We start from the raw sequence: 25,216 nt of genomic DNA, 5'->3' as shown, positions 1-25,216 counted from the left end.
CCAAATAATAATGATAATCAAATCGATAACAATAATCATTTGTTAAAGAAGAGTTACAATGCCTGCTGATTATTCTCCAGATCAATATTCAATAAAACCGCTGACACTGGTGTCGACGTCAGAGGTACCAACAGCGCGCCGACGCGGGCTGTTGCTGCTGTTCAGCATTGTTGTGTTGCTATTGGTCATGGCTGCCAGCCTGATGCTCGGTGCCAAAGCCATCCCTTTCTCCGTGGTCTGGCAGAGTTTGCTCGGCACAGAGCACAGCGCCGATAGCATTTTGATCGTTGAATCACGTCTGCCGCGAACCTTGATTGGTGTACTCGCCGGTGCAGCGCTGGGGCTATCGGGTGCAGTCATGCAAGCCCTAACCCGTAACCCACTGGCTGACCCCGGTATTCTTGGCGTCAATGCCGGAGCCAGTTTTGCCGTCGCCGTCGGGATCATTTTTTTCGGCGTTAATGCCATCCAGGGCTATATTATTTCCGCTTTTATCGGTGCGATGTTAACCACACTGGTGGTGTATTGGGTCGGTGCTCAGGGCGGCGGGCGCGTTAATCCCCTGCGCCTAACACTTTCCGGTGTCGCGATTGGCGCTGTGTTAATGGGGATTTCCTCTGGCATATCACTGACACATCCACTGGTCTTTGATCGGGTGCGCTTCTGGCAGGCAGGGTCATTGGATATCCGCAGTATGTCAGTGGTATTGGCCGTCACTCCGGCAATCCTGCTCGGCGGTGTGATCTCCCTGTTGCTGGCTCGGCCACTCAATGCGATGCATATGGGAGAGGATCTGGCGGCCGCGATTGGGGCCAGAATTATCCAAACCCAATTTTGGGCGGTCATCGCCGTCACCTTGTTGTGCGGTGCCGCTACCGCAGCCGTTGGCCCTATCGCCTTTGTTGGCCTGATGGTCCCCCATATCGCCCGTTGGATTGTTGGGCCGAATCAATGTTGGATTCTCCCATTCACATTAGTGATGACACCTATCCTGTTGCTGGTATCTGACATTATTGGCCGCTTCTTGGTGCCGGGCGAGTTACGGGTTTCCGTCGTAACGGCATTTATTGGCGCGCCTTTGCTAATCTGGCTAGTTCGACGTAACAAAAGGATGACCGCGCTATGAAGTCTGTCACCTCGCCGTGGCTATTTGGTCGCCCCGATGGCGCGATAAATTTACGCATCCGACCACGCAGTTTAGTTGTTTGCAGCCTGCTGCTACTGGCCTGTTTGTTGGGCGCACTGCTGGCATTAATGGCGGGGACTCTGGCATTAATGCCTCAACAGGTACTTAATGCCTTGTTCGGGCAAACCCGCGGTGCAGTGGATATTATCGTCAATCAATGGCGCTTACCCCGCGCAGTGATGGCGCTTATTTTTGGTGCCGCACTGGGTATCAGTGGCGCAATATTTCAGTCATTAGTACGTAACCCACTTGGCAGCCCTGACATCATCGGCTTTAATATGGGTGCCTATACCGGTGCGTTAGTGGCAATTACGCTGTTCAATGGTAACTATTTCGAGATTGCCAGCAGCGCCTTGGTTGGCGGCTTACTGGCAGCTATTGCGGTGTATCTGCTGGCATATCGACAAGGGATTCAAGGTTTTCGGCTAATTATTGTCGGCATTGCCATTGGCGCGATGCTCACTGCATTCAATACCTGGCTGACAATCACGGCATCACTGGAGTCAGCGATGACTGCCGCGGCTTGGGGGGCGGGGTCATTGAATGGTCTGAGCTGGGCTAAGGGCCTGCCATCACTGATGTTTATCTTTGCCGCGACGATAGCCGCAATGCTGCTTAGCCGCCGCATGCCACTGCTGGAAATGGGCGATGATGCCGCTGGTGCCTTAGGGGTTCCCGTTGAGAAAACTCGCCTGAGCCTGATGGCGATTGGCGTCATTCTAATGGCCGCCGTCACCGCCGCCGCCGGGCCTATCTCCTTTATTGCATTAGCCGCCCCACAAATAGCACGGCGTCTGGCGGGCACATCTTCAGTGACGTTAACCACATCGGCACTGATGGGCGCCTTATTACTGGTTGCCGCCGATCTCTGCGCCCAACACCTATTTCCACCTAATCAATTGCCGGTCGGCGTGGTTACCACCAGCATCGGCGGCCTGTATCTTATTTGGCTTTTAATCCGGGAGTCCGGGCGATCATGAGTATTGTTACCCCTGCAGCCACCCTACACCACAGCGTTTTTTCCTCCCGCTTACAAGCCGACGCCCTAACACTGGGCTACGACGGTAAGATAATCAGCCAGAACCTGAGCATCTCCATTCCTGATGGTGAATTTACGGTGATTGTCGGCCCCAATGCCTGTGGTAAATCAACGCTGCTACGCGCACTGAGCCGTTTGCTGAAACCGCAAGCAGGTCAGGTAATTTTAGACGGCAAGAATATCGCCAGCATTGATACCCGGCAGGTGGCACGTCATTTGGGTTTGTTGCCACAAAGTTCGCAAGTACCCGACGGTATCAGCGTGTTAGATTTGGTGGCGCGTGGCCGTTATCCCCATCAGAAGTTATTACAGCAATGGACACAGGCCGATAAACTGGCGGTCAATAATGCTATGCAAGCCACCGGTGTCAGTGAACTGGCTGACCGATCAGTGGACGCATTATCTGGCGGGCAACGCCAGCGAGTATGGATAGCTATGGTATTGGCACAGCAGACGCCGCTGCTGCTGCTGGATGAACCCACCACCTATTTAGATATCGCCCATCAGATTGATTTATTGGAGTTATTCAGTAACCTTAATCAGCAACATAACCATACCTTGGTTGCTGTTCTGCATGATCTTAATCATGCCTGTCGTTACGCTACCCATATTATCGCCATGCGCGACGGGCAGGTAGTTACACAAGGTCACCCGCGCGAGGTGATCACAGCAGATTTGGTCGAGCAGGTATTTGGTATGCCGTGTTTGATCATTGATGATCCGGTTTCACATACACCATTGGTGATACCGAAGGGGCGATTTAAAATTTAATCCACAAGCGAGCAGAGAGCGAGTCTGCCCTCTGCTCGCCGAAGGCGGTTAAAACTCAGTCGATCAGGTTAACAGACAGCGTAATCCATCAATCAAGCCCCCCCGCCAGCATAGAGCATCATGCCCACCCGCATAGACTCGATACTGCAACCGATGCCCTGCCTGACGAAGCGCTGCACTCATGGCTTGATTGACCTGATAAATCACATCTTCACGGCGACCTGCTTCCATAAAGATATTCAATGGCTGACTCGCCCCCAATCCCTGATACACCTGCTCGGTCAGCCAGCCCTGACGTTCAGCAGTCCCCGCCGTCAGTGCCTTGAAATTATCAACATCAGGCCACCAGAACGAACCGGACTGACTCAACACACAACCAAAACGCTGTGGCCAATGTAATCCAGCGTACAACGATGCCAACCCGCCAAAACTCTGCCCGGCCACTACAGTACGAGACGCTTGTTCCGTAAAAGCCTGTTGCAATGCAATCTGCGGCAGTAATTCTGTTTGCAATGCCTGCCAGAAATCCTGATTACAAGGCAGCTCTTGCGAACGATGAGTCTGGTCAATGATGTCGATCAACACATAGACGCTAGCAGGTAAATGCCCTGCGGCGGTTTCACTATCCAATATGCCAAACACCGGCTGCCTGAGTGCCCAATATTGGCCATCCAGCAAGATAGCCAATGGGCGTTCGGCTTTATCTTCAGCACCGGTTGTCGTTGAGTAAATCCACACATTGCGACTATTGCCCAATAACTGGCTGTGCCAACTAATCAGTTGTAAACGTTGCGGTTCGGCGGGCAGAATTTTACCCGCATCGATTGGCTGCCAGGCCGTTTGCGGCAAAGCATCGGCTAAATGAACCGCAGAAAGTGGCATTCCGCGATAACTGCAATGCGCGGCGATCGGGTTTAACGGATCGTTCTCAGCGAGATCCATCAATGAGATCCACCAATCGCGCTGTGCCTGACGCTGTTCTTGCGGATTACCGGCCGGCAAATTCAAACATTTCTCTGCTGAGACGGGAATAAAGCTGTAACTGCCACGAAAATCAGACTCTACCTCTGCCTGCCAATACCAAACATCCGTCTGGCCCAGCCGAGTGAGCGATTCAGGATTAACACTGTGATGATCTGTCACGCCGTTAACATCGATATACACGCAGCTATATACCGAATCACGCGCCTTTCCTTGTCGGTCGCGCCACAGGAAAGTCAGCTTTACTTTGCCAGCTGCTGCCGGTTCAGTCAGGGGCGTTCCCCATTGTGCGATGCGCTGCCACCATGATTCACTGCCCGCCGAAGGATCCTGTAATAACTGCTGACTCTCTGGATATTCGCTCGCCACTCTCACACGCTGCCCTCTTTATGTCATCACACCGGTCACGGTCTATTTATGATTACGTCTTTATTCATTGATAGCGCAGCGACTGTGCGCCATCACAAATGGATATAAGACTTAATATATATAAGGTTATTACCTAAATACAAATAATATTGAGAAGTATTATTATTTGCAATAACATAGTAAGCATTCTCTCCAGTGTGCCAGCCTATCATCGTAATTTAGATATGGCCGATGTGCTATGCGACGGTTATTGGATTGGAATATAACGTTTTTTTGTAACAACCAAGCTAAATAGAGGCAAATAAAGCCCGGTTGGCATCAAGAACCTGACGTATGAGGTTCAAATACTTTCCATTATTGTACTTCCAGGTAGGGATAAATCATGTTTGATATTTCTGGCAAGAAGATACCAACAACATTGCCATTTCGCGCAGGCTGCACAGCAAAGACCTTATTATTCACCACCACCTTGATACTGATACCGTCACTCAACGCATTAGCGGCCACTGCGGCTAAAGAAGATAAATTAGTGGTTGTCGCCAAACCGGGCAGCGGCCAACAAGATGATGGTTTCGTCGCTAAAAACAGCGCCACCGCGACTAAAACTGACACACCACTGATCCGCACCCCACAATCAGTTTCAGTTATTACCCGCCAGCAAATGCAAGATCAAGGAGCGGCTTCTGTGGCACAGGCCCTGCGCTATACCGCCGGTGTCGTGCCGGAATACCGTGGCGGCTCGAATATGAATGACGAAGTGATCATTCGTGGTTTTGGCTATGCCCCGCGTTTTCTCGATGGCTTAAGCTACAACTCATTAGGTGGTGCACGCCGTGGAGGCCAGATAGACCCCTGGCTGCTGGAACGAATTGAAGTAATCCGCGGCCCAGCATCAGTGCTTTACGGCCAGGTGAACCCCGGCGGCCTGATCAATATGGTCAGTAAACGCCCAACAGCGGAAAGTATTCATAAAGTGCAGGTGGGTGCAGGCAATAATAGCCTGGCTGAAGCAGCATTCGACTTCGGTGGCGTGTTGGATGATGAAGGTAAAGTACTCTATCGTTTGAACGGGCTTGGCAGAACACAAGATGATGCCGTAAATACCTTTAAACAGGAGCGTTTTGCTATCGCCCCGGCATTAACCTTTATCCCGAACGAAGACACCACCTTTACCTTACTGACCAGTTATCAGAAAGAACCCAAAGCCGGTTCACGTAACTTCTTGCCAGCCACTGGAACCGTGTTTGGTACTGCATACGGCCATATACCTTACGATTTTAACGTTAGCGACCCGTCATTTGATCAGTCTGAACGCGAGCAGACCTCTGTCGGTTATGCCCTTGAGCATTATATCAATGACACCTTTAAATTCCGCCAGAACCTGCGCTACAGCTATAACAAGCAAGATTACAAGTATCTGGTCTTTATGAATTTGCTGCCAGATAACCGCACCATGACTCGCCGCCCGCAAATCGAGCGCCAGACCATGGCTGAGTTTGCCGTTGATAACCAACTGCAAGCTGATTTCTGGACCGGGCAGTTAAACCATACGGTGCTGACTGGGCTGGATTACAAACGTAGCCGTATTGATAGTCAGTTCTTTATGGGCACCGTGCAGACAAAATACAATCTGGATTGGGTATCACCTGTCTATGGTCTGAATATTAAAGAGAGTGACTTGTCACTCAATAGCAGTGATCTGACCAAACTCGATCAGGTGGGGGTCTATTTACAAGATCAAATTGAACTGGATAAGTGGAATTTCCTCTTATCCGGGCGCTATGACTGGTCACAGTTAAAAACGCTAAGCCGCAAAACCGCCACTCAGGATCAACAAGACGACCATGCCTTTACCGGCCGTGCTGGTGTGTTGTATGCCTTTGATTCAGGTATCTCGCCGTATATCAGTTACAGTACTTCATTTGAACCTAGCACCGCCAAAGGCGCGCCGGGGACTGGGGCATTGGACCCGGTTACCGCGCGTCAAGTTGAGCTTGGCCTCAAATACCAGATACCGGGCAGCAGCACCTTGTTGACGACCGCATTGTACGATTTACGCCAGAAAAATATCAGCCAATACGACCAGGCACTGGCCTACAACGTCCCAATTGGTGAAGTGCAATCTCAGGGGATCGAAACGCAGTTAAACAGTGAGATTAACGACAATATCAACCTGATTGCTGCCTATACCTACACCAAAGGGAAAGTGCGTGAAACCAAAACACTGGCTGAATTAGGCAAAATGCCAGCCCGCACACCAAGCCATTCCGCCTCACTGTGGGGAATGTATACCTTTGATAAAGGAGTAGTCGATGGCTTATCCACCGGTGTTGGTGTCCGCTATATTGGCACCAGTTGGGGTGATGCCAAGAACAGCTTTAAAGTCCCGGCGGTGACATTGTATGACTGGATGATGCGTTATGAACTGGGACAAGCTCTGCCAGCGATGAAAGGCATCAGTTTGCAGGTTAACGTCAACAATGTGTTCAACAAAGAATATGTTGCCAGTTGTGCACAGATGGCAGCTTGCTTCTATGGCAGTGGCCGTGTTGCCACCGCTACTGTCAGTTATGCCTGGTAAGGCTTAGGCTTATTCAGCCCACGCCGATTGATGCATAGCGGTGTGGGCTAATAACTCAGCGGGCGTTGGATAATAACTTAAAGAAAAGTAAATATTTCTTCTAATCAACCCCCATTGCGACTTCAGATATCGAAATAAATAGAATAAATTCAGCATACTAACGTTTTGGTAACCTTTCATTTCACTCAGTGCAACCCGATAAAACCATTCTAAAAACAGGGAGATGGTCCTATACTCGCTGGCAGCATTATTTAATATCACCACACATTCAGGTTAAACATGCCAGCATTTAGGGGAGTACCACAGCTTATGCACCGGATGCGCGCCAGTAAAATGCGCATGTGCGGTATGCTGCTGGTTGCCTGCTGGCTAATTCTCAACGCACAGTTGGCCATCGCCAGCCATCAGTGTGATATTGCCCCTTCTGCCTCGCCGGTATTTACCCAGCATCAAGGGCATATACAGCCTGACCCTTTAGCAACAGAAAACCAAATGCACGACATGCCATCAATGATGGATATGTCTCATGGTCAGGCGCAAGACTCCTTATGTGAAAAACACTGCATCCCTGACTCTGTCCAGTCTGACAGCGGCATGTTGGTGCTGGCAGCCTTACCCACCAATACGGAGCTAGTATTGGCTGATAGGCAACAAACACCACGCGTCCAGCGCGTTGACTGGCATACCCCCCCCATTGTCGGCCCCCCCACTGAAATCGCTTTCTGCCGCTTTAGAGAATAGATCCAGACATAAATAACCGTTTTCTTCAGGCCACTTAATCGTGGTGTGTTGTGCTTATTCTATGTTTTGGAGTTATTGCTATGCGTATCTTATTTAGCGCTGTATCTGCTGTATTACTGTTTTCTTCTCCGCTGTTCGCCGCCAGCCCGGCCATGAGTGAAAATAGCCCGATGTCTCATGATAGTCATACAATAATGGCGGATTCTGCGCCAGCAGAGAGCTATCACTCCCAGGGCCAGATAAAAACCTGGCATGCCACCCGCGTATCTATTGCTCATAGCGCCATTCCGGCATTGAACTGGCCACCGATGACCATGACATTTGACCTGCCGGAGAGCCTGGCCGCACAGCCATTACCCGCAGGTACATCCGTGACATTCAGTTTCCGCCAGACCGAACAAGGTTATCAGCTAACTGCCATTTCAGCACAGCGGCCATAAGGCGGGATAATGATGACCCCTTTACTGAATCACCCACAGCAGGTGCGCCCCACGGCTGCGCTGCCATTCGGATTTACCGCACTGTTAATGGCGGCACTTTTCACTCTGCCAGCGGTGAGCTACGCGGCAGATATCACACTGGAACAGGCGCTGAGCTCCGCTGAACGCTACTCGGCTGAGCTGTCAGCTAATCAGCATCAGGTCAATGCACTGGAAAATATGGCCAGTTCAGCCACGCAACTGCCCGATCCAAAATTGAAGTTTGGTATTGAAAACCTCCCCGTCGGCGGCAGTAATGCCCGCCGCTTCACCCGCGAGGGCATGACCATGCAGCGGGTCGGTATCATGCAGGACTATATCAGTAGTGATAAGCGACAAAGAAAGGCTGATACCCTGAGTGCTGAAGCGCGCAAAACGGCAGCAGGCAGTGAAACTATCCGCACCAGGCTGCAAAAAGAGACGGCTCAGGCGTGGCTTGATCTCGCCCTGACCGAACAGGCGGTGGGCGCAGCGCAAGTGCTGGTAAAAGAAAGCGAAAAACAGGTCGCATTGCAACGGGCCGGTGTTGCCAGTGGTGGTGCATTACCCAGCAGTGTATTGGATGCGCGCCTGACGTTATCTGCCATGCAGGATAGATTGACCACCGCACAACGTGATGTTGCCTTGGCACAAACCCAATTGACGCAGTTAACCGGTGTAGAGGTCAAGCATATCAGCGGCCCGTTGCCTCCTTTCGCCCGCCTACCGGCGGATATCACCGTGTTGCGTGATGCCATCCAACAGCACCCTGAAGTATTGCTTGCCAGCCGTGAAGCTGACGTTGCCAAAGCCCGCTCCGCACAATCAGCCATTGCCGCCACACCGGACGTTGGGATCGAAGTCTATTACGCTAAACGAGCTGACGAGTATGACGATATGGCGGGCGTCATGATCACTGTTGATTTGCCACTATTCCGCTCACAACGTCAGGATAAAGACTATGCCGCCGATGTGTCGCGCTCAATGGAAGCCAACGACCAGCTTACATTACTCACCCGCGACCACCGGGCGCAACTCGATACTCTGCTGGCGCAATATCAGGCCACACAGCAATTATGGCAGCGTCAGACTGATGAAGTTATACCACTGCAAAAACAACGGGTTAAATTGGTTATGGCGCAGTATCAGGCCAATAAAAGCGATTTAAGCAGTGTGCTGGAAGCACGGCGCTCCCTGCTCGATAGCCAGCTCAATACCAGTAATGCCGCCAGAGAGTTAGCCCGTACCTGGGCTGCCATCCGTTATCTGACCCCGCAGGAGAGCATGCGATGAAAAAGCTATCTAGTTTGACGCTGGTGGCCGTCGCCGTGATCAGTGGCGTTGCCGGTTATCTGTTGGCTAAACCCACCTCAGAGCACTCCACCACGGCAGCCATAGTGGTTGAAAAAACACCAGCAGAAAATAGCCGTAAGGTGCTGTATTGGTATGATCCTATGTCCCCCAGCCAGCGTTTCGACCAACCTGGCAAATCGCCATTTATGGATATGGAGTTGGTGCTGCGCTATGCCGATGAAGCCGTAGCGCAGGGCGGCGTTAGCATCAGCCCCCGCCAACAGCAGAATTTAGGCGTGCGCACTGCCGCGGTGGAAATGCGATCACTCAACTATCGTCTTGCCGGTTACGGCACAGTGGCAACCGATGAGCGCAGCGTGCAGGTTATCGCGGCGCGGGCTAACGGCATTATTGAACAATTGTATGTACGCGCCAATCAACAACCGGTCAGTAAAAATCAGCCATTGGCGCAATTATGGGTTCCCGATTGGAGTGCCGCGCAACAAGAGTATCTGGCAATCCGCACCTTGGGTGATAGCCAATTAACGGCCGCCGCTCGCCAACGGCTACAACTGCAATTTATGCCAGAAGAGGTGATTCGCAGTGTCGAAAAAAGCGGCCAGCCGCAAACGCGGGTCACATTACGATCTCCGTCTGAGGGTTATGTGAGTAAGTTGGATATTCGGGCCGGTTCACAAGTGACTGCGACACAATCACTGTTTGAGTTAGCCAGCCTTGATCCGGTATGGATAGTGGTGGACTATCCGCAATCACAAGCCAGTTTAGTCACTATCGGCAGTACGATTGCCGCCACGACCGCCAGTTGGCCGGGTGAAACCTTCCACGGCACCGTCAGCGAGCTATTACCTAATATGGATCTCGCTACCCGCACCTTAAAAGCGCGCATCGTCCTGGAAAACCCGCAACAAAAGCTGAAACCGGGCATGTACCTGAATGTACAATCCGCGCCAGCAGATAATCTAAAACCGGTATTGGCTATTCCACAAGAAGCCTTGCTGATGTCAGGCAATAGTAACCGGGTGCTGCTGGCTGAAGCTAATGGCTACTTTAAGCCGGTGGATGTCAGTACCGGGCAAACTCAGGACGGCTGGACAGAGATAAAATCCGGGCTAAACGCCGGTCAGTTGGTGGTGACCTCAGGCCAATTCCTGATTGATTCAGAAGCCAGTCTGCAAAGCGCTCTGCCACAAATGGAGGATACCCCCGCCTTAACTGAGAATACCACGCCAACAGCGAATAACACTGCCGTAGCACCTGTTGATATCTACTCGGTGCAAGGAACAGTCACCGCTATCAACGGCTCAACAATCACCTTATCCCATGGCCCGATCGCGGCGTTGAAATGGGGGGCGATGACGATGGACTTCCAACTACCGGCAGAGCCGTTATCACCGGAAATCGTTGCTGGTAGTCAGGTTAATTTCACTTTCACTCTCAATGAACAAGGGGCACAAATCCGCCAAATCCAGCCGGTAACAAGCAATAGCAGCACCGATACCCACAGGAGCCACCTATGATTGCCGCCATTATCCGCTGGTCACTGCGCAATCGGCTGTTGGTACTGCTTGGCGCGGTGATGATGGCCGCGTGGGGAATTTGGTCACTGCAACAAACCCCGCTGGATGCGCTGCCAGACTTGTCAGACACCCAAGTGATCATCCGTGTCAGTTATCCTGGTAAAGCACCACAAGTGGTCGAGGATCAGGTGACTTATCCACTGACAACCACCATGTTATCAGTACCTGGTGCTAAAACCGTACGCGGTTTCTCGATGTTCGGCGACGCCTATGTCTATGTGCTGTTTGATGATGGCACTGATCCTTATTGGGCACGTTCACGGGTGCTGGAGTATCTCAGTCAGGTGCAGGCTACCTTGCCGGCTGAAGCCAAAGCCTCGTTGGGACCGGATGCCACGGGGGTGGGTTGGATCTATGAATATGCCTTAATCGACAGAACTGGCAAACACAGTCTGGCCGATCTGCGTGCCTTGCAGGATTGGACACTAAAATTTGAGTTGAAAACAGTACCCAATGTCTCTGAAGTGGCCAGTGTCGGGGGCATGGTGCGCCAATATCAAGTCGTTCTCGACCCGGAACGGATGCGGGCGCTGAATCTATCCCATCAACAAATTGCCAGCGCCATTACTGATAGTAATCAGGAAGGCGGTGGCTCGGTGCTGGAAATGGGGGCGGCAGAATATATGGTGCGCGCCAGCGGTTACCTGAAAACGCTGGATGATTTCAGGAATATCGTGATCACTGCTCGTGCAGGTATTCCCATTTTACTGTCCGATGTCGCTACCGTGCGGATGGGGCCAGAAATGCGCCGTGGCGTGGCGGAGCTTAATGGTGAAGGGGAAGTTGCCGGTGGCATCATTGTGATGCGCTATGGCAAAAATGCACTGGAAACCATTAACGGCGTGAAGGAGAAGCTGCAACAGATTCAGCGCAGCTTACCGGCTGGGGTAGAAATCGTACCGGTATATGATCGCTCACACCTGATTACTCAGGCCATCGACAGCTTATCATTCAAATTGCTGGAAGAGTTTTTAGTGGTGGCGGTGATCTGTTCACTGTTTTTGTTCCACTTCCGCTCAGCATTGGTGGCTATCATCACCCTGCCCCTGGGGATTCTTGGCGCGTTTATCGTCATGCACTATCAGGGGGTCAATGCCAATATTATGTCGCTGGGTGGGATAGCCATCGCCATCGGGGCTATGGTGGATGCCGCGATCGTGATGATCGAAAATATGCACAAAGTGTTGGAGCAATGGCGGCGAGATAACCCGGGGAAAACACCGGTCAGTCAGGATTACTGGCGCATTTCAGAGCAGGCGGCCATTGAAGTCGGTCCGGCGCTGTTTTGCAGTTTACTGATCATCACCTTATCGTTTATTCCGGTATTTACATTACAGGCGCAAGAGGGGCGGATGTTCTCTCCGCTGGCTTTTACCAAAACCTATGCCATGGCTGTTTCGGCGGGGTTAGCCATTACGTTAGTACCGGTATTAATGGGCTATTTTATTCGCGGCAAAATCCCTGATGAGAATGCCAACCCCATTAACCGTGGGCTAATCGCCCTTTATCATCCGGTGTTAACCGCCGTACTGGCGCGACCAAAAACTACATTGGCTATCGCGGGTATATTACTGCTGGCAACCCTGTATCCATTAAGCCGTCTGGGGAGCGAGTTTATGCCCGCGTTGGATGAAGGTGATTTACTGTATATGCCTTCTACACTGCCGGGGATTTCGGTACGCGAAGCCAGCCATTTACTGCAACAAACCGATCGTTTGATAAAAACCATACCGGAAGTAGCGACAGTATTTGGTAAAGCCGGGAGAGCAGAGACGGCAACAGATCCGGCCCCTCTGACCATGATCGAAACCACCATTCGTTTTAAACCCAAGGATCAATGGCGGCCTGGCATGACCATGGACAAATTGATCGAAGAACTGGACGCCACCGTCAAGGTGCCCGGTATCGCCAATCTGTGGGTGCCTCCGATCCGCAATCGGCTGGATATGCTCTCTACCGGCATCAAAAGCCCGGTTGGGATCAAAGTGAATGGCAAAAATGTGCACCAAATTGAGCAGGTGGCACAGCAAATCGAACAAGTGGTGCGCAAAGTACCAGGTGTGACTTCGGCCCTTTCGGAACGACTGGCAGGTGGCCGCTATGTGGATATCAACATTGACCGTCAACGGGCCGCTCGCTATGGCGTTTCAGTAAAAGAACTGCAATCACTGGTGGCAACCGTGATTGGCGGGCAAAACATCGGTGAAACCATTGAAGGGCGTGAACGTTATCCAATCAACCTGCGCTACCCACGGGAAATACGTGATTCACTGCAAAAATTGCGTGATTTGCCGGTAGTGACTGCCGGTGGCGGGCAAGTCGCACTGGCGGAACTGGCCGATATCAAGGTGACAGAAGGCCCACCGATGCTGAAAAGTGAAAATGCGCGCTTATCTGACTGGGTCTATGTTGATCTGCGCGGGCGAGATTTGAAATCAGCCGTTACTGAAATGCAGCAAGCGGTGGCACAACAAGTGGAACTGCCGGAAGGCGTCTCCCTTAGCTGGTCTGGGCAGTTTGAATACCTGGAACGGGCAACAGCAAAACTGAAAATTGTGTTACCGGTTACCCTGATGATCATTTTTGTCTTGTTGTATGTCACGTTCAGCAGTGTCCGCGATGCCGCATTAATCATGGCGACGCTTCCCTTCGCACTGATTGGCGGGGTGTGGCTGCTGTATGGCTTGGGGTATAACTTTTCCGTTGCCGCCGCGGTGGGCTTTATCGCCCTGGCCGGTGTGGCCGCTGAATTTGGTGTAATAATGGTGCTGTATCTCAATCAGGCGGTGAAAAAACATCAGCAACCCGGCATTGCTATGACGGCCAGCCAGATGAGTGCAGCTATTCATGAAGGCGCGGTGCTGCGGGTGCGACCAAAAGCCATGACTGTCGCCACTATTATGGCCGGCTTGCTTCCCATTATGTGGGGCGGCGGGGCAGGGTCAGAGGTCATGCAACGTATTGCCGCACCGATGATTGGCGGGATGGTGAGTGCACCACTGCTTTCGATGCTGGTTATTCCTGCGGTGTATATGTTGCTGCATAAAAAAGATAGTCAACAGCAATAAAACTCTCATCGCCCTTACTCTTGCCAGATAAGATTGAGGGCATTCTCACACTTTCTTATAACCTCTCAAATCAGCGAGTGCGACGGAAGGTTAAGTTAATTCGATAAGCGCCGGTCGTAGCGGAAAAACCGGCTTTCAATGGCAGTACACCGTGATAGTTCAAACGGGAAGGCCCACCCCAGACCACAACATCCCCTTCCGTTAATAAGACTCTCTGGCATTTAGCCTCACGCGTCAGCCCACCAAATTGAAATACCGCAGCTAGCCCCAGCGATACCGAAACTATTGGCTGACGCAGATCCAGCTCATCTTTATCCTGATGTAATGATAATTTAGCCCCTGCCTCGTAGCGATTTATCAGGCAGGCATCTGGCTCAAATTGAGAGAAACCCGCTTGTTGCGCGGCATCAACAGCTAATGTCATAAAACTTGCCGGAATGGCAGGCCAGCTTTTCTCAGTCAAAGGATCAACCGGGCTATAGCGATAACCTTGCATATCACTCACCCAACCAACCTGACCACAATTACTCATGGCAACCGACATCCGGTAACCACCGGGGGTGATGAGATGGCGAAAAGGCGCGGCAGTGGTGATAGCAATAACATCAGCAAATAATAATGCGGCCTGCTGCCGTGCATAATGATGTAAAACAACCGCACCGGGCGCTAACGTTTCAATCCAGGGATCATGAGGCAACTGATCAAATAAATCCATGGTCATAAAGGTACCTACTGTAGTTATCACTGTTTAGCGATTAAGACTTTAACAGTTTACTCTTCACCCCACACACTATCACTTGCGATCAATTCATATCGGTTAGCCCAGTTGTTATCGCCCTGCCAGAGAAATTTATCCTGCCAAATTATCGTCTATTAACTTTCGCCACCAATAAAAACAAATATTATATTTAATAGAGTAAAATTATAAAAATGAAAGACTAAAAGCAAAAACAGAAGAATAATAGCAAACTAAATTTATTTAACTCTTTAAATAAAAGGAAAAGAGAAATTCAGGTAAGAATATGTAATGAAACATAATAAACAACACCACAACAAAATTAATTAACTTCTTGTTAAGAATAATTATCAAATGCAAAAATACACACAAATAGCCTTTAAAGAAGATTGAGAATTAGAATAGAGACAAAGCATGGCACTCTTAATAATCTTAAATTACTGAAAGAACACATAACGTCTTATATAGGATAGGTAACCATCAGTATGGAGACAAATGAGATTATGTTTAAATTAGAAGGAACGGTGCTATTTTCCCCTACGCAACGTTGCTTAAATGGTCCTGACGGTTCGGTGGTAATATTAACTGAAAATAACCTTAGATTTTTACAACTGCTACTTAGTGGTGTAACAGAAAAAGAGCAGATTATTAATCAGGTATGGAAAGAACAGCGCGGAGCTGTAAGTGAAAGTAGCTACTATGGGCAGATCTATATGTTGCGAAAAGCATTTCTTCAGGTCGGGCTGAAAGAATCACTTATACATACCATCCCACGTAAAGGTGTCCGCTATACCGGTTCTGTTAGTCAGATTGTCATCAATGATGAAGCTGAACAACAAATGCACGCAGACCCCCTTATCACTGCTGCATCTAATAAGGAGCAGCTTGCGCCAGTAACCCAACCATTCAAGCCAGGGGCTAGCGTAATATCACCTATCGCGACACAACAAAGTTTTTTACACAGTTACCGTTGGAAGAAACTTATTTCTCTGTTGGCCTTTTTCTCTTTCTGCTGGCTCTCATTTCTCTCAACGCTAATTATTATTATCTTATTTAGTGGGGATAAACCGCACTTCTGATAGTGATAATAAGATGAGGGTGATTTAAAAAGATTAAATGATGGTAATAAAAAGGCCAGCAAGCGAAAAAAAACGTTAAATAGGTGTCACTACCAGCAAGGCTGATTATATCAAGTCGGATAGTAGCTAAATAAAGAGCAGTGACTCTTTACATTTAAAACTTAAAAATGGGGAATACTCCCCTACCATTTAACAGGAAAACGAACATGATGGATTTAATCAATAAAGGTTGTGTTGCTACTCGACTTAAAACCCGAGGATTTCTGAAAGATACCCGTGGTTCTATTATTGAGTACGTTATGGTGATTGCATTAGCGGGCGTATTTATTACGTTAGCAAGGCCAACCCTAATCGAGTTAGTAAATGGGGCCGTTGCTAGTGCTAGAACAGCAGTATCAGCGCCAGGGGGCTAATAGGGGTAACAGCGTCGCACCGTCATTCTAATATTTATCAGGATTTTCACATGGCAACTTATCGTTGCCATGTTTTTGTTTTAGGAAAAATGATGGATATAATAAAATCATCCTTAATACTACTGCTAGCATTACAGCTACTGTTCGTTTGTTATAGCGATATATGTAATCGAATTATCAGTAATAAATTTATCATTTCTATTATATTCAGTTCCATAGCATTGGGGTATACAACAAACAGCACGGTTAACATCACCATTCCACTTTTTTCCTTACTAATGGGCTATATAATATTTCATTTTAAACTTATCGGTGGTGGCGATGTAAAACTCATTACTGCATTGCTGCTGGCACTCACCGCAGAACAATCACTAGATTTCATTATCTATACCGCCATTATGGGCGGTGTGGTAATGATAATAGGTTTATTGATTAACAAACACGATATTCAACAACGAGGGGTTCCCTATGCTGCTGCAATTACCTCGGGTTTTACATTGTCGCTATTCACCTAAAATATCAAGCCACATTAACTTAATAATGACACAAGGTTATTTTAATGAATCGTAAGTTTCTTTTATTATTTTCAATTTTGATTGTCGCCATCGGGGCTGCCGGCATTATGATCAATACCAAGCCTGATGTGCATACACCCTATAATTTCGTCGATTTAAATAAAGAAAAAGAAGTTGAGATTGTCCTGGCACAGTCAACACATGATCTCTCTTCAGGTACCCTACTCACTCAAAACGATTATGCACTAAAAGCCATCATGGTACCTGAATCAAGTGAATTAATAAAAAGCAACATATCAGGAAAAACAGATATCAACAGTCATTTATTGAAAGTAAACCTTGTAGCGGGTTCTTATATTACACCCGTAGTTTTGGCTTCACCCGATAGTAATGAATTCAATTACCTTAATTTAAAGAAAGGTGAAATTATTTATAAATTCACTATTAGTCAGAAAAATGGGTATTTGTTAGATACATTGCAAGTAGGTGATTCCCTCTCATTTCAATTAAGAGTGCTTGAGACAGATAAAAATAAAGGCATGAGTAGTGGCACAGTCATTAACACGAAAGAATTGAGTGATAAAAAAAGTCAAACCTTTTCGTTGAATGAAATCATACCCGCCATGAGAATAATAAGAATAAAAAAGAATTCGACAGACGAATTACCAGAAAAAAACAACAAAAATCAAAAGACCGGAGAAGTCGTAACTGGTTATATATCCGTCATAATTAAAAGAGAGGAACTTGACATCATTCATATCGCAGAAAAGTCGGGAGATATCGTTCTGGCGCCGAGTATAGTTACTGGCAATAATCAATCAACAAATATATATGACATCATACCTAAACTACGCATAACAAGAGAGCTAAGAGGATGAGAACACCCAGGCCAGAATATATCAGTTGGAATAAACTGTTTTTACTCTTCGCCATTGCAACCTGCCAAATAGTTGTCAATCATGCATATGCCAAGCCTGTTTATTTATCATCAGGCGAGTCATATATAATAAAAACAGATGAGGCGATTGATACTGTTTTTGTCTCTGCCGCTGCTATTGCTGATTATGAACTGGTTGGTAAAAATAGCATTATTGTTTATGCAAAAAAAGAAGGAATAGCAGAGTTTATCTTATTTAATAAAGATAATAATCCAATGATAAAAACTGCCGTCATGGTAAATGACATCATTACTTCAGCATATCAGAGAATAAAAATTGAATATCCTGATAGCAACATAGAAATCAATAAAATTGGTAATGGCTATCTGCTGACGGGTAAGGCAGAGTCAGAAGAGGCGAAAGACACTATTGCAGCTATTGTCGGTGAAGCAATAAACAAGAAAAGAGAGAAAAATCGCGAAGACCAACATTTTAATAACCCTGATTACTTAGGGGTAATTAATAAGATTAAACTCCCTGAATCTAACCAAGTAAATGTGAAATTAACCATTGCTGAGGTGACTAAAGACTTTAGTGAGAATATAGGGGTAGATTGGAGCAGTATCAACGAAGCATCCGTTGGCTCCTTTCAATTTTTAAAGTTCAATGCCACCGGAATTAGTACATTAGTTCATGCCATTAATGATGACTCAATTGCACGTATTCTGGCCGAACCCAATCTATCGGTACTGTCCGGTGAAAGTGCCTCATTTTTAGTTGGTGGCGAAATACCACTTTTTAATACCACCCAAAGCAGCACCGTAATTAAATACAAAACTTATGGTATCAAGCTAAACATTGCGGCCAAGGTAAATGAGAAAAATCGTATCCGCATTAGTATGGAAGAAGAAGTCAGTAGTGTAGATAAAGTCTTTAGCGTCGAAGGGGGTAATGCTTATCCTTCATTACGCACACGTAAGGCAGCGACCACATTAGAACTTGGTGATGGCGAAAGCTTTATTCTAGGTGGATTGATCAGTAAATCAGAGCGGGAATCCCTTAAAAAGATCCCCTTCATAGGTGATATTCCTATTTTAGGGGCATTCTTTCGCAATGCACAAACGCAAAAAAATCAAACTGAACTGGTGGTCGTCGCCACCGTCAGCCTGGTGAAGCCGGTTGCCGGAAAGGATGTGGAATTACCTGATTTTATGCACACATCAACATTGGAACGCTTATTTAATTTCACTCATATAATGGAAATAAAAAGGAAAAAAGTGGCTAAGGAATTCCTACGAAAAGGAGGTTTCATAAAATGAAACTATGGATAGTTAGCAGTGTTATTTTTTTCTCTAGCGTTGTGCATGCCTCATTTATTATCGAGCCAAATGAGAATGACCAAGCCTGTTCATTAGCTAAAAGAGACTTGTTAGCAACAGATAAAAACCAGTCATTATCTACACCTGTTTTGCAAAGAGATAACGAGCGACGATGCAAATATCAACGCAATGATTATCGGATGTCCCGGGATAGCGAAGTAGGATGCGCAGTAAATAAAAATAGAATTCTTTCAAAATAACGCAATCAAAGTAATTTCCTTTAATGGTGACATATGCAATTAATTCTTAACAAAGATGCAATAAACAAAAAAAATAATAAGATAAAAAACACCATTGCTATTATTTCCAGCAGGGAATGGCTGCGCGAAGAAACCGCAGAGAAAGTCAGGCTTGCCGATATTAAGGATATTAAATCATTTGATGAGAGTATTTTTCTCGTGCCAAAAATAAATTTATCCGATAAAACCATTGGTGCTATTATTGACATCGGGAGTAATGATAATATTGAAAAAACATTGGATTTAATAAAAATTCTTATCCCGCGTGACTGTTGGTGTGTTTTAGTTGGCGATATTGATTCAATTGGTATCGCCCAACAATTCATTCAGCGTGGCATATTATACTTAAATATAAAGTCGCAGTTGTCTGAATTGACGCAACATTTACTCAAAGGCATCCCTATCGAGTCTGAAAGGAAAGCCTTTTTTATCAGTATATTGGGCTGTAAGGGAGGCATCGGAACCACCCTGATCAGTTATCACTTAGCAACCGCGATCACACAGATAAAGCAATCACCAACTCTATTATTACAGGGCAATAATGGATCTCAGGATCTTGATCTTGTTACAGAAAAAAAGATGGTTACAGAAATAACCGAATATCAAAATAATTTATCTCTTATGTTTGGTAAAGGGCAAGATATAGCTGAAATTGATGGACACAGAGATATAAAGCACAATTTTATTGTATTTGATCAACCGATTCATAACGTACCGAAAGAAAAACTCACTGATTATATAGAACACGCTAATTGCATTATCGTATTGCTTGATAATAGTATGATGTCAGTCCGTGTCGCTAAAACGTTTATTGTTATTTATGAAAAATTTAAACGAGACAACAGGCAAGCAACCCGACTATTAGTCTGTTTAAATGAAAGCAGACCAATAACAAGAGATATGCTGGATACTTCAGATATCCCGTCATTACTTGGGCGTAAGATAGATATACGAATCCCTTTAATACATAAAACAACGGAATCATTAAGTGATAAAAATTACTTTGGCCGAAAGAAAACCATAATAACCGAATTGGCTAAATACACATTAGGCATAACCATTGATTTATCAAACAAGAGAAAATCATGGTTAAGAAAGCTTCTAAAAGGTAAAAATTAAAAATGAACATATCATTAATCATCCAAGAAGAAATACGAGAAAAAATGCTGGCTAACATTGATATCGATAAAGTAGAACATCTGGTTGATGATTATGACAAACTTTTTGGTTTACTTTCAATAACCTACGATGATTTATTTAATGACAATGAATATAGATTAAATACTCAGCAGCAAAAAGATATTATTGCAACGATCGCCGATGAGATTACCGGTTTTGGCCCGTTAAGAGAACTGATGGAAGATGAGTCTATTAGCGATATTATGGTCAATGGCCCTGAAAAGATATTTGTTGAACGTTATGGGTTGCTAACCTTAACCAACCGCCGTTTTATTAATAACAGTCAACTGACTGATATTGCCAAACGCCTGATGCAAAGAGTCAATCGCCGTATTGATGAAGGTAGACCGTTAGCAGATGCACGCCTAATTGATGGTAGCCGAATCAATGTGGCAATCGGTCCAATCACATTGGATGGCACAGCACTTTCAATTCGAAAATTCAGTACCAACAAACGAAAACTAGAAGATCTGGTTAATATGGGTGCTATGAGCAGTGATATGGCTAATTTCTTGATAATTGCAGCCAGTTGCCGGGTCAATATTATTATCTCTGGTGGCACAGGCTCAGGAAAAACAACACTGCTCAACGCATTATCAAAATATATTTCTGAAAACGAAAGAGTTATCACCTTAGAAGATGCTGCCGAGTTAAATCTTGAACAACCCCATGTGGTACGGATGGAGACACGACTCGCCGGGCTAGAGAATACTGGGCAAATCACGATGCGGGACTTAGTAATAAACTCACTGCGTATGCGCCCCGACAGGATCATTATCGGGGAGTGCCGTGGTGAGGAAACATTTGAAATGCTTCAGGCAATGAATACCGGCCATAATGGCTCTATGTCCACCTTACATGCTAATTCTCCCCGCGATGCTATTGCCCGACTCGAAAGCATGATCATGATGGGTCCAGTTAATATGCCCATATTTACTATTCGCCGAAATATTGCCTCCGCCATCAATCTTATTGTGCAAGTTTCACGCATGAATGATGGTTCACGAAAGGTACGCCATATTAGTGAAATTATGGGAATGGAGGGGGACAATGTCGTATTACAAAACATATTCTCATTTGAACCGTCCAAAGAGCGTGACGAACAGGGAAAAATCCAAGGAGAATTTATTAATCATGGTTTATTCAGCCGATCTGCTGTGAGGGTGAATGCTGATATATACAGCTTATCAAATGAACTAAGTAGTATTTTTTCCACGGTGAAATAATGATTTACAACATAATACTTTTATCTGGGATTCTATTACTTTTACTCATTAACTTAAAATGGATAAAAATAAAGAAGACCATAATTAAAAACCCAAAAAAAACCACTACCAATGATTTTTTCCTTACGTCATTACTAAAAAAAACAGCCAATGAATGGGTGAACTATTTATTAAGCATTGATATAAACAAAAATAAAATGCATATAGCCATACCTATCGGTTATGCAATATGCATTTACATTATAAATAAAACATGGGTTGGGATAAATACTTTGGTGGTATTGACATTTATTTTGTTCAGTATCATATTTTTTCAAATACACTTTTCGCGTAAAAATAATCACACGCTATTTAAAAGAGATTTCCCAGAGGTTTTGTTGATGATTAATATGGCTGCCAGTAGCGGTGCCAGCATTAACCAAGTATTAGAACGTTGTGGGAAAGAGGTAGGTGGGCCATTAGGGAATGAATTAAGCCTTATTTGCCGCCGATTGAATGTAGGTGAGTCTCCTGAAACTGTTTTTTATGATGCCTATCAACGCTTTCGTTACCCCGAGTTTTACTTTCTTATCACCATCATTTTGCTTAACTTGCAACAAGGTGGGCAATTAAGAGAACTGACCAGTCGTTTGTCCCAAGTGATCACAAAAAGCAAAACATCCGAACAGAAGAAAGCCGTTATGACGGCACAAACACGGATGTCAGTAAATATTCTCTCTATCATACCTTTTGTATTCTCTCTTTTTCTTTACTTTATGGATCCAACGATTATTGAGTCAATGTGGAACCATCCTACTGGTAGGATTATTTTTTATTATATTATCTCCAGCGAGATAATTGGGATAGCACTGATAAGGTCAATGCTTAGGAAAGCACTATGAATATAATTTTTATTGCCATGGTACTATTTGGTTTTATCTCATTACTCATTAGCAAGAAAAAATACAATAAGAAAGAAATATATAATAAAATTAACAATGACCATATTTTATCCTCTAAACGTGAAATAAAAAAGTCAAAAAATAAAAAAGAAATAGCGCTATCTTCTTTTATAAAATTACCTTATATACTTCATAAGGTGACTTATTTAAAGATATTGATTATTTCGCTATTTCTGATAGTGATGATTATATTGGTAAAAACTAGTTTCATAGCGACTAGTAGCATGAGTTTCCTTATGATTTGTTTGCTTATGCTGATAACAACTATATATCTACCAAAAGTTATTACCATAAATATGGTGAATAAAAAAATAAAAAAAATGTTAAATTCGCTACCCTTTTTTATCGATATTACCGCTGCCTGTGTCCAATCAGGAATGACTATAGATAGCGCACTAAGCTATACGGCTAAAAGATTCAAATTAATAAATATCGATTTAAGTTTAATCGTAGAAAAAATAACTAAGCGCGCAGAAATTAATGGGCTAGAGAGTGCGATTAAAGAATTTCAACAACTATCAACCGAAACAGAAATAAAAATGTTTTGCAGTGCATTACAATATAGCATCAGTTTCGGCTCAACCGTTTATGAACAACTAATAAAACTCTCTCAAGATATGAGAGAAATGCAATTGTTAATTACAGAAGAAAAAAACAGTAAGCTATCAACAAAACTGACTTTCCCTATGTTTCTTTTTATTCTTATTCCTTTTGTTGTGTTAGTTATATCACCTAGCGTTTTGGAGTTACTCAAATATGTACAAACAATGTAAAAAAACTATTACCGTTTCACTTTTAATTTTTATGATAAGTGGTTGCTCCACGAATAGTGGCATAAGTAATAAAGAGTTTCTATATCGTGAGAGTATCTTGCTAAAGGCAAATAATCATGCCGGATTGGTCACTTTATACCGAACCAGATTAAAACAAAAAGAAGATGATGCGATAAGATTAAAACTGGCTAACGCCTACTATCTTACCGGCGACACCAAGTCATCTTTATATTATTTACAACCGATGATTAACAAACCGAGTGAGCCTGTATATATTTTGCAAGCCAAAAACTTGATTAACAATAATGACTCGACAAATGCTATAACAGTTATAAATAAATTATTAACTATTTCTCCTAATAATGCAGAAGCTCACAACTTACACGGCATTGTATTGGCTAATAGTGGTGAAGTGCATAAAGCAGAAGTGGCTATTGAAAAGTCGCGAGCCTTATTTATTTCTGATGGGACGGCAATGAATAATCTTGCTGTAGTAGCAATGCTTGATAACCGTTATAGCGATGCAGTGAGAATATTATTACCTGATTATTTGTCGGGTAAAAAAAACTCGTTAAGGTTACATAACCTGGTCTTTTCACTGATTCAACTCGGTGATACAACCTATGCAAAAAAAATCATTATTGCTGAAAAAATGGCTAAAGACCCGGATGAGTTAATACTCGCCCTAAGTCAAGTTCAGAGCCTTCAGCAAGAGAGATTAAGTGATAAAGGTGCGTAAATGAGTAAAATAAGAGAGCAATTCTCCCGTTCGAATGAGGGGTCGGTCACTATTGATTTTACGGTAGTCTTTGTTCTATTTTTATTGACGTTACTCTCTTGTGCAGAGATAGGCCGTTTGCTCTATATCTCTGCCAGTTTAGATCTGGCGGTTTCAGAAGCGGTAAAATCGACTAAGAATAGAGAGGGCAGTAATAGTGCCATATTGAGGCAAAGTTTAAATGCTCAGAATGGTATTTTAGGTGTTTTCATAACAAATAATAATGCGATTAATACTACTGTAGAATTTAGCAATAGTATATCTGACCTCATTAGTCAGATATATTCAGGCTCAGAAACGTCGCCACTGGCCAAATACACAGTAACTTACATCTATCAACCTCTTTTTTTTCCTATCCCCTCACGCTGGGCTAATATCCAACTATCTCGCGAGGTGATTTTTGTACAAGAAAATAAATAACATAGACTTTATTGGAAATAATAATGGTTCAGCTATTATTGAGTTTTCATTTGTCATTTTCATAATAATGCTATTAATAAAACTATTTATTTCAGTGACTGAATATCAATCAACCGTAGGTAAACTAGACCGGATATCATATTCGCTTGCCGGAATAATTCGGGAAAGGAACAGGTTATATTCTGATGATGAAATACTAACTCAAAATAATGTTAATGATTTAACAACTCTGGCGAGCAATATGCTATTAACTTCGGGTATATTCAGTGATAATTTCGCGATAAAAGTTGAAACATTACATTTTAATCCCGCTGAATCGGCAGCACCTGGTAATAAGATTATTAATGATACTAAGAGTGAAGAGTTTATCGTCGGTACTTGTCACCCCATTAGGTCATTGCGTGAAATGGCCGATTTATCACCTTACAGTAATCGTGGCCGATGGGTGCCACTGTACCAGGTAACCTTATGTTTACCTGCCCCCACAGGGTATCAAGCGTTGTTTAGCCAGATAGAACCCATCCCTATATTAAGGTCATCAGCGGTAACTATCGAGCGTTAATCCTAGCGAGGAT

The 25,216-nt window shown here is 45.1% G+C and carries 24 protein-coding genes; 22 read left to right on the top strand and 2 right to left on the bottom strand.

Annotated features, from left to right (window positions below; genetic code table 11):
- Positions 1 to 58 precede the first annotated feature (58 nt).
- From fepD to V2A84_RS22145, 3 genes are read left to right on the top strand one after another with little or no spacing between them, the layout of a single operon-like run.
- On the top strand, positions 59 to 1,126 hold the full coding sequence (fepD, locus tag V2A84_RS22155) for a Fe(3+)-siderophore ABC transporter permease (RefSeq protein WP_083162446.1): 1,068 nt from the start codon (positions 59 to 61) through the stop codon (positions 1,124 to 1,126).
- Entirely contained in the window at positions 1,123 to 2,166 is a 1,044-nt protein-coding gene (gene fepG / locus V2A84_RS22150; RefSeq protein WP_372569657.1) for an iron-enterobactin ABC transporter permease, read from the top strand. Before fepD ends, fepG begins: the two co-directional genes overlap by 4 nt.
- Entirely contained in the window at positions 2,163 to 2,996 is an 834-nt protein-coding gene (locus tag V2A84_RS22145; RefSeq protein ID WP_153046288.1) for an ABC transporter ATP-binding protein, read from the top strand. Before fepG ends, V2A84_RS22145 begins: the two co-directional genes overlap by 4 nt.
- A gap of 63 nt (positions 2,997 to 3,059) precedes the next feature.
- Here V2A84_RS22145 and fes read toward each other — a convergent pair whose 3' ends face one another.
- Positions 3,060 to 4,352 (bottom strand): enterochelin esterase, encoded by a 1,293-nt coding sequence (fes, locus tag V2A84_RS22140; protein WP_083162441.1) that lies wholly within the window; start codon positions 4,350 to 4,352, stop codon positions 3,060 to 3,062.
- A gap of 376 nt (positions 4,353 to 4,728) precedes the next feature.
- Between fes and V2A84_RS22135 the strand changes: the two genes are divergently transcribed.
- The 6 genes from V2A84_RS22135 to V2A84_RS22110 all read left to right on the top strand — a co-directional run bounded on the left by V2A84_RS22135 (position 4,729) and on the right by V2A84_RS22110 (position 14,085).
- Positions 4,729 to 6,927: a TonB-dependent siderophore receptor gene (locus V2A84_RS22135; protein WP_083162440.1), complete on the top strand. Its 2,199-nt coding sequence runs from the start codon at positions 4,729 to 4,731 to the stop codon at positions 6,925 to 6,927.
- Between the two features lie 309 nt (positions 6,928 to 7,236).
- A complete protein-coding gene (locus tag V2A84_RS22130; RefSeq protein ID WP_083162439.1) occupies positions 7,237 to 7,668 on the top strand; it encodes a hypothetical protein in 432 nt (143 codons plus the stop codon).
- 80 nt (positions 7,669 to 7,748) lie between these two features.
- Complete coding sequence (locus V2A84_RS22125; protein WP_083162438.1) at positions 7,749 to 8,108, top strand: copper-binding protein; 360 nt, start codon at positions 7,749 to 7,751, stop codon at positions 8,106 to 8,108.
- Positions 8,109 to 8,120: 12 nt separating this feature from the next.
- Positions 8,121 to 9,419 (top strand): TolC family protein, encoded by a 1,299-nt coding sequence (locus tag V2A84_RS22120; protein ID WP_083164059.1) that lies wholly within the window; start codon positions 8,121 to 8,123, stop codon positions 9,417 to 9,419.
- On the top strand, positions 9,416 to 10,957 hold the full coding sequence (locus V2A84_RS22115; RefSeq protein WP_442849059.1) for an efflux RND transporter periplasmic adaptor subunit: 1,542 nt from the start codon (positions 9,416 to 9,418) through the stop codon (positions 10,955 to 10,957). The genes V2A84_RS22120 and V2A84_RS22115 overlap by 4 nt, the downstream gene beginning before the upstream one ends.
- Positions 10,954 to 14,085, top strand: a complete 3,132-nt coding sequence (locus V2A84_RS22110) for an efflux RND transporter permease subunit (RefSeq protein WP_083162436.1) — start codon at positions 10,954 to 10,956, stop codon at positions 14,083 to 14,085. The genes V2A84_RS22115 and V2A84_RS22110 overlap by 4 nt, the downstream gene beginning before the upstream one ends.
- A gap of 70 nt (positions 14,086 to 14,155) precedes the next feature.
- Here V2A84_RS22110 and alkB read toward each other — a convergent pair whose 3' ends face one another.
- On the bottom strand, positions 14,156 to 14,806 hold the full coding sequence (alkB, locus tag V2A84_RS22105; RefSeq protein WP_083162435.1) for a DNA oxidative demethylase AlkB: 651 nt from the start codon (positions 14,804 to 14,806) through the stop codon (positions 14,156 to 14,158).
- A 500-nt stretch (positions 14,807 to 15,306) separates the two neighbouring features.
- Between alkB and V2A84_RS22100 the strand changes: the two genes are divergently transcribed.
- The 13 genes from V2A84_RS22100 (at position 15,307) to tadF (ending at position 25,203) form a co-directional block, all read left to right on the top strand.
- Positions 15,307 to 15,900: a winged helix-turn-helix domain-containing protein gene (locus V2A84_RS22100; RefSeq protein ID WP_083162434.1), complete on the top strand. Its 594-nt coding sequence runs from the start codon at positions 15,307 to 15,309 to the stop codon at positions 15,898 to 15,900.
- Between the two features lie 206 nt (positions 15,901 to 16,106).
- Positions 16,107 to 16,313 carry a pilus assembly protein gene (locus tag V2A84_RS22095; RefSeq protein WP_372569665.1) on the top strand — a complete coding sequence of 69 codons (207 nt, stop codon included), beginning with the start codon at positions 16,107 to 16,109 and terminating at the stop codon, positions 16,311 to 16,313.
- Positions 16,314 to 16,405: 92 nt separating this feature from the next.
- The gene (locus V2A84_RS22090; RefSeq protein WP_083164057.1) at positions 16,406 to 16,828 is read left to right on the top strand and encodes a prepilin peptidase; all 423 of its coding nucleotides are present in this window, start codon (positions 16,406 to 16,408) and stop codon (positions 16,826 to 16,828) included.
- 44 nt (positions 16,829 to 16,872) lie between these two features.
- Positions 16,873 to 17,706 carry a tight adherance operon protein gene (locus V2A84_RS22085; RefSeq protein ID WP_372569666.1) on the top strand — a complete coding sequence of 278 codons (834 nt, stop codon included), beginning with the start codon at positions 16,873 to 16,875 and terminating at the stop codon, positions 17,704 to 17,706.
- On the top strand, positions 17,703 to 19,025 hold the full coding sequence (locus tag V2A84_RS22080; protein ID WP_442820481.1) for a type II and III secretion system protein family protein: 1,323 nt from the start codon (positions 17,703 to 17,705) through the stop codon (positions 19,023 to 19,025). The genes V2A84_RS22085 and V2A84_RS22080 overlap by 4 nt, the downstream gene beginning before the upstream one ends.
- On the top strand, positions 19,022 to 19,285 hold the full coding sequence (locus V2A84_RS22075) for a hypothetical protein (RefSeq protein ID WP_083162429.1): 264 nt from the start codon (positions 19,022 to 19,024) through the stop codon (positions 19,283 to 19,285). Before V2A84_RS22080 ends, V2A84_RS22075 begins: the two co-directional genes overlap by 4 nt.
- 33 nt (positions 19,286 to 19,318) lie before the next feature.
- Positions 19,319 to 20,443: a pilus assembly protein CpaE gene (locus tag V2A84_RS22070; RefSeq protein ID WP_083162427.1), complete on the top strand. Its 1,125-nt coding sequence runs from the start codon at positions 19,319 to 19,321 to the stop codon at positions 20,441 to 20,443.
- Positions 20,444 to 20,445: 2 nt separating this feature from the next.
- A complete protein-coding gene (locus V2A84_RS22065; RefSeq protein ID WP_083162425.1) occupies positions 20,446 to 21,729 on the top strand; it encodes a CpaF family protein in 1,284 nt (427 codons plus the stop codon).
- Positions 21,729 to 22,610 (top strand): type II secretion system F family protein, encoded by an 882-nt coding sequence (locus V2A84_RS22060; RefSeq protein WP_083162423.1) that lies wholly within the window; start codon positions 21,729 to 21,731, stop codon positions 22,608 to 22,610. The genes V2A84_RS22065 and V2A84_RS22060 overlap by 1 nt, the downstream gene beginning before the upstream one ends.
- Positions 22,607 to 23,443 carry a type II secretion system F family protein gene (locus tag V2A84_RS22055; protein ID WP_442849058.1) on the top strand — a complete coding sequence of 279 codons (837 nt, stop codon included), beginning with the start codon at positions 22,607 to 22,609 and terminating at the stop codon, positions 23,441 to 23,443. Before V2A84_RS22060 ends, V2A84_RS22055 begins: the two co-directional genes overlap by 4 nt.
- Positions 23,427 to 24,182, top strand: a complete 756-nt coding sequence (locus V2A84_RS22050) for a tetratricopeptide repeat protein (protein ID WP_193784771.1) — start codon at positions 23,427 to 23,429, stop codon at positions 24,180 to 24,182. Before V2A84_RS22055 ends, V2A84_RS22050 begins: the two co-directional genes overlap by 17 nt.
- Positions 24,183 to 24,641 (top strand): TadE/TadG family type IV pilus assembly protein, encoded by a 459-nt coding sequence (locus V2A84_RS22045; RefSeq protein WP_193784770.1) that lies wholly within the window; start codon positions 24,183 to 24,185, stop codon positions 24,639 to 24,641.
- A complete protein-coding gene (tadF, locus tag V2A84_RS22040; protein WP_083162421.1) occupies positions 24,622 to 25,203 on the top strand; it encodes a tight adherence pilus pseudopilin TadF in 582 nt (193 codons plus the stop codon). Before V2A84_RS22045 ends, tadF begins: the two co-directional genes overlap by 20 nt.
- Positions 25,204 to 25,216: the final 13 nt, after the last annotated feature.

The sequence above is a fragment of the Yersinia sp. 2553 StPb PI genome (genome assembly GCF_052217105.1).
Taxonomy (GTDB): Bacteria; Pseudomonadota; Gammaproteobacteria; order Enterobacterales; family Enterobacteriaceae; genus Yersinia; species Yersinia enterocolitica_E.
The sequence above is the reverse complement of the archived record's forward strand: the minus strand, read 5'-3'. Positions and strand labels throughout refer to the sequence as shown.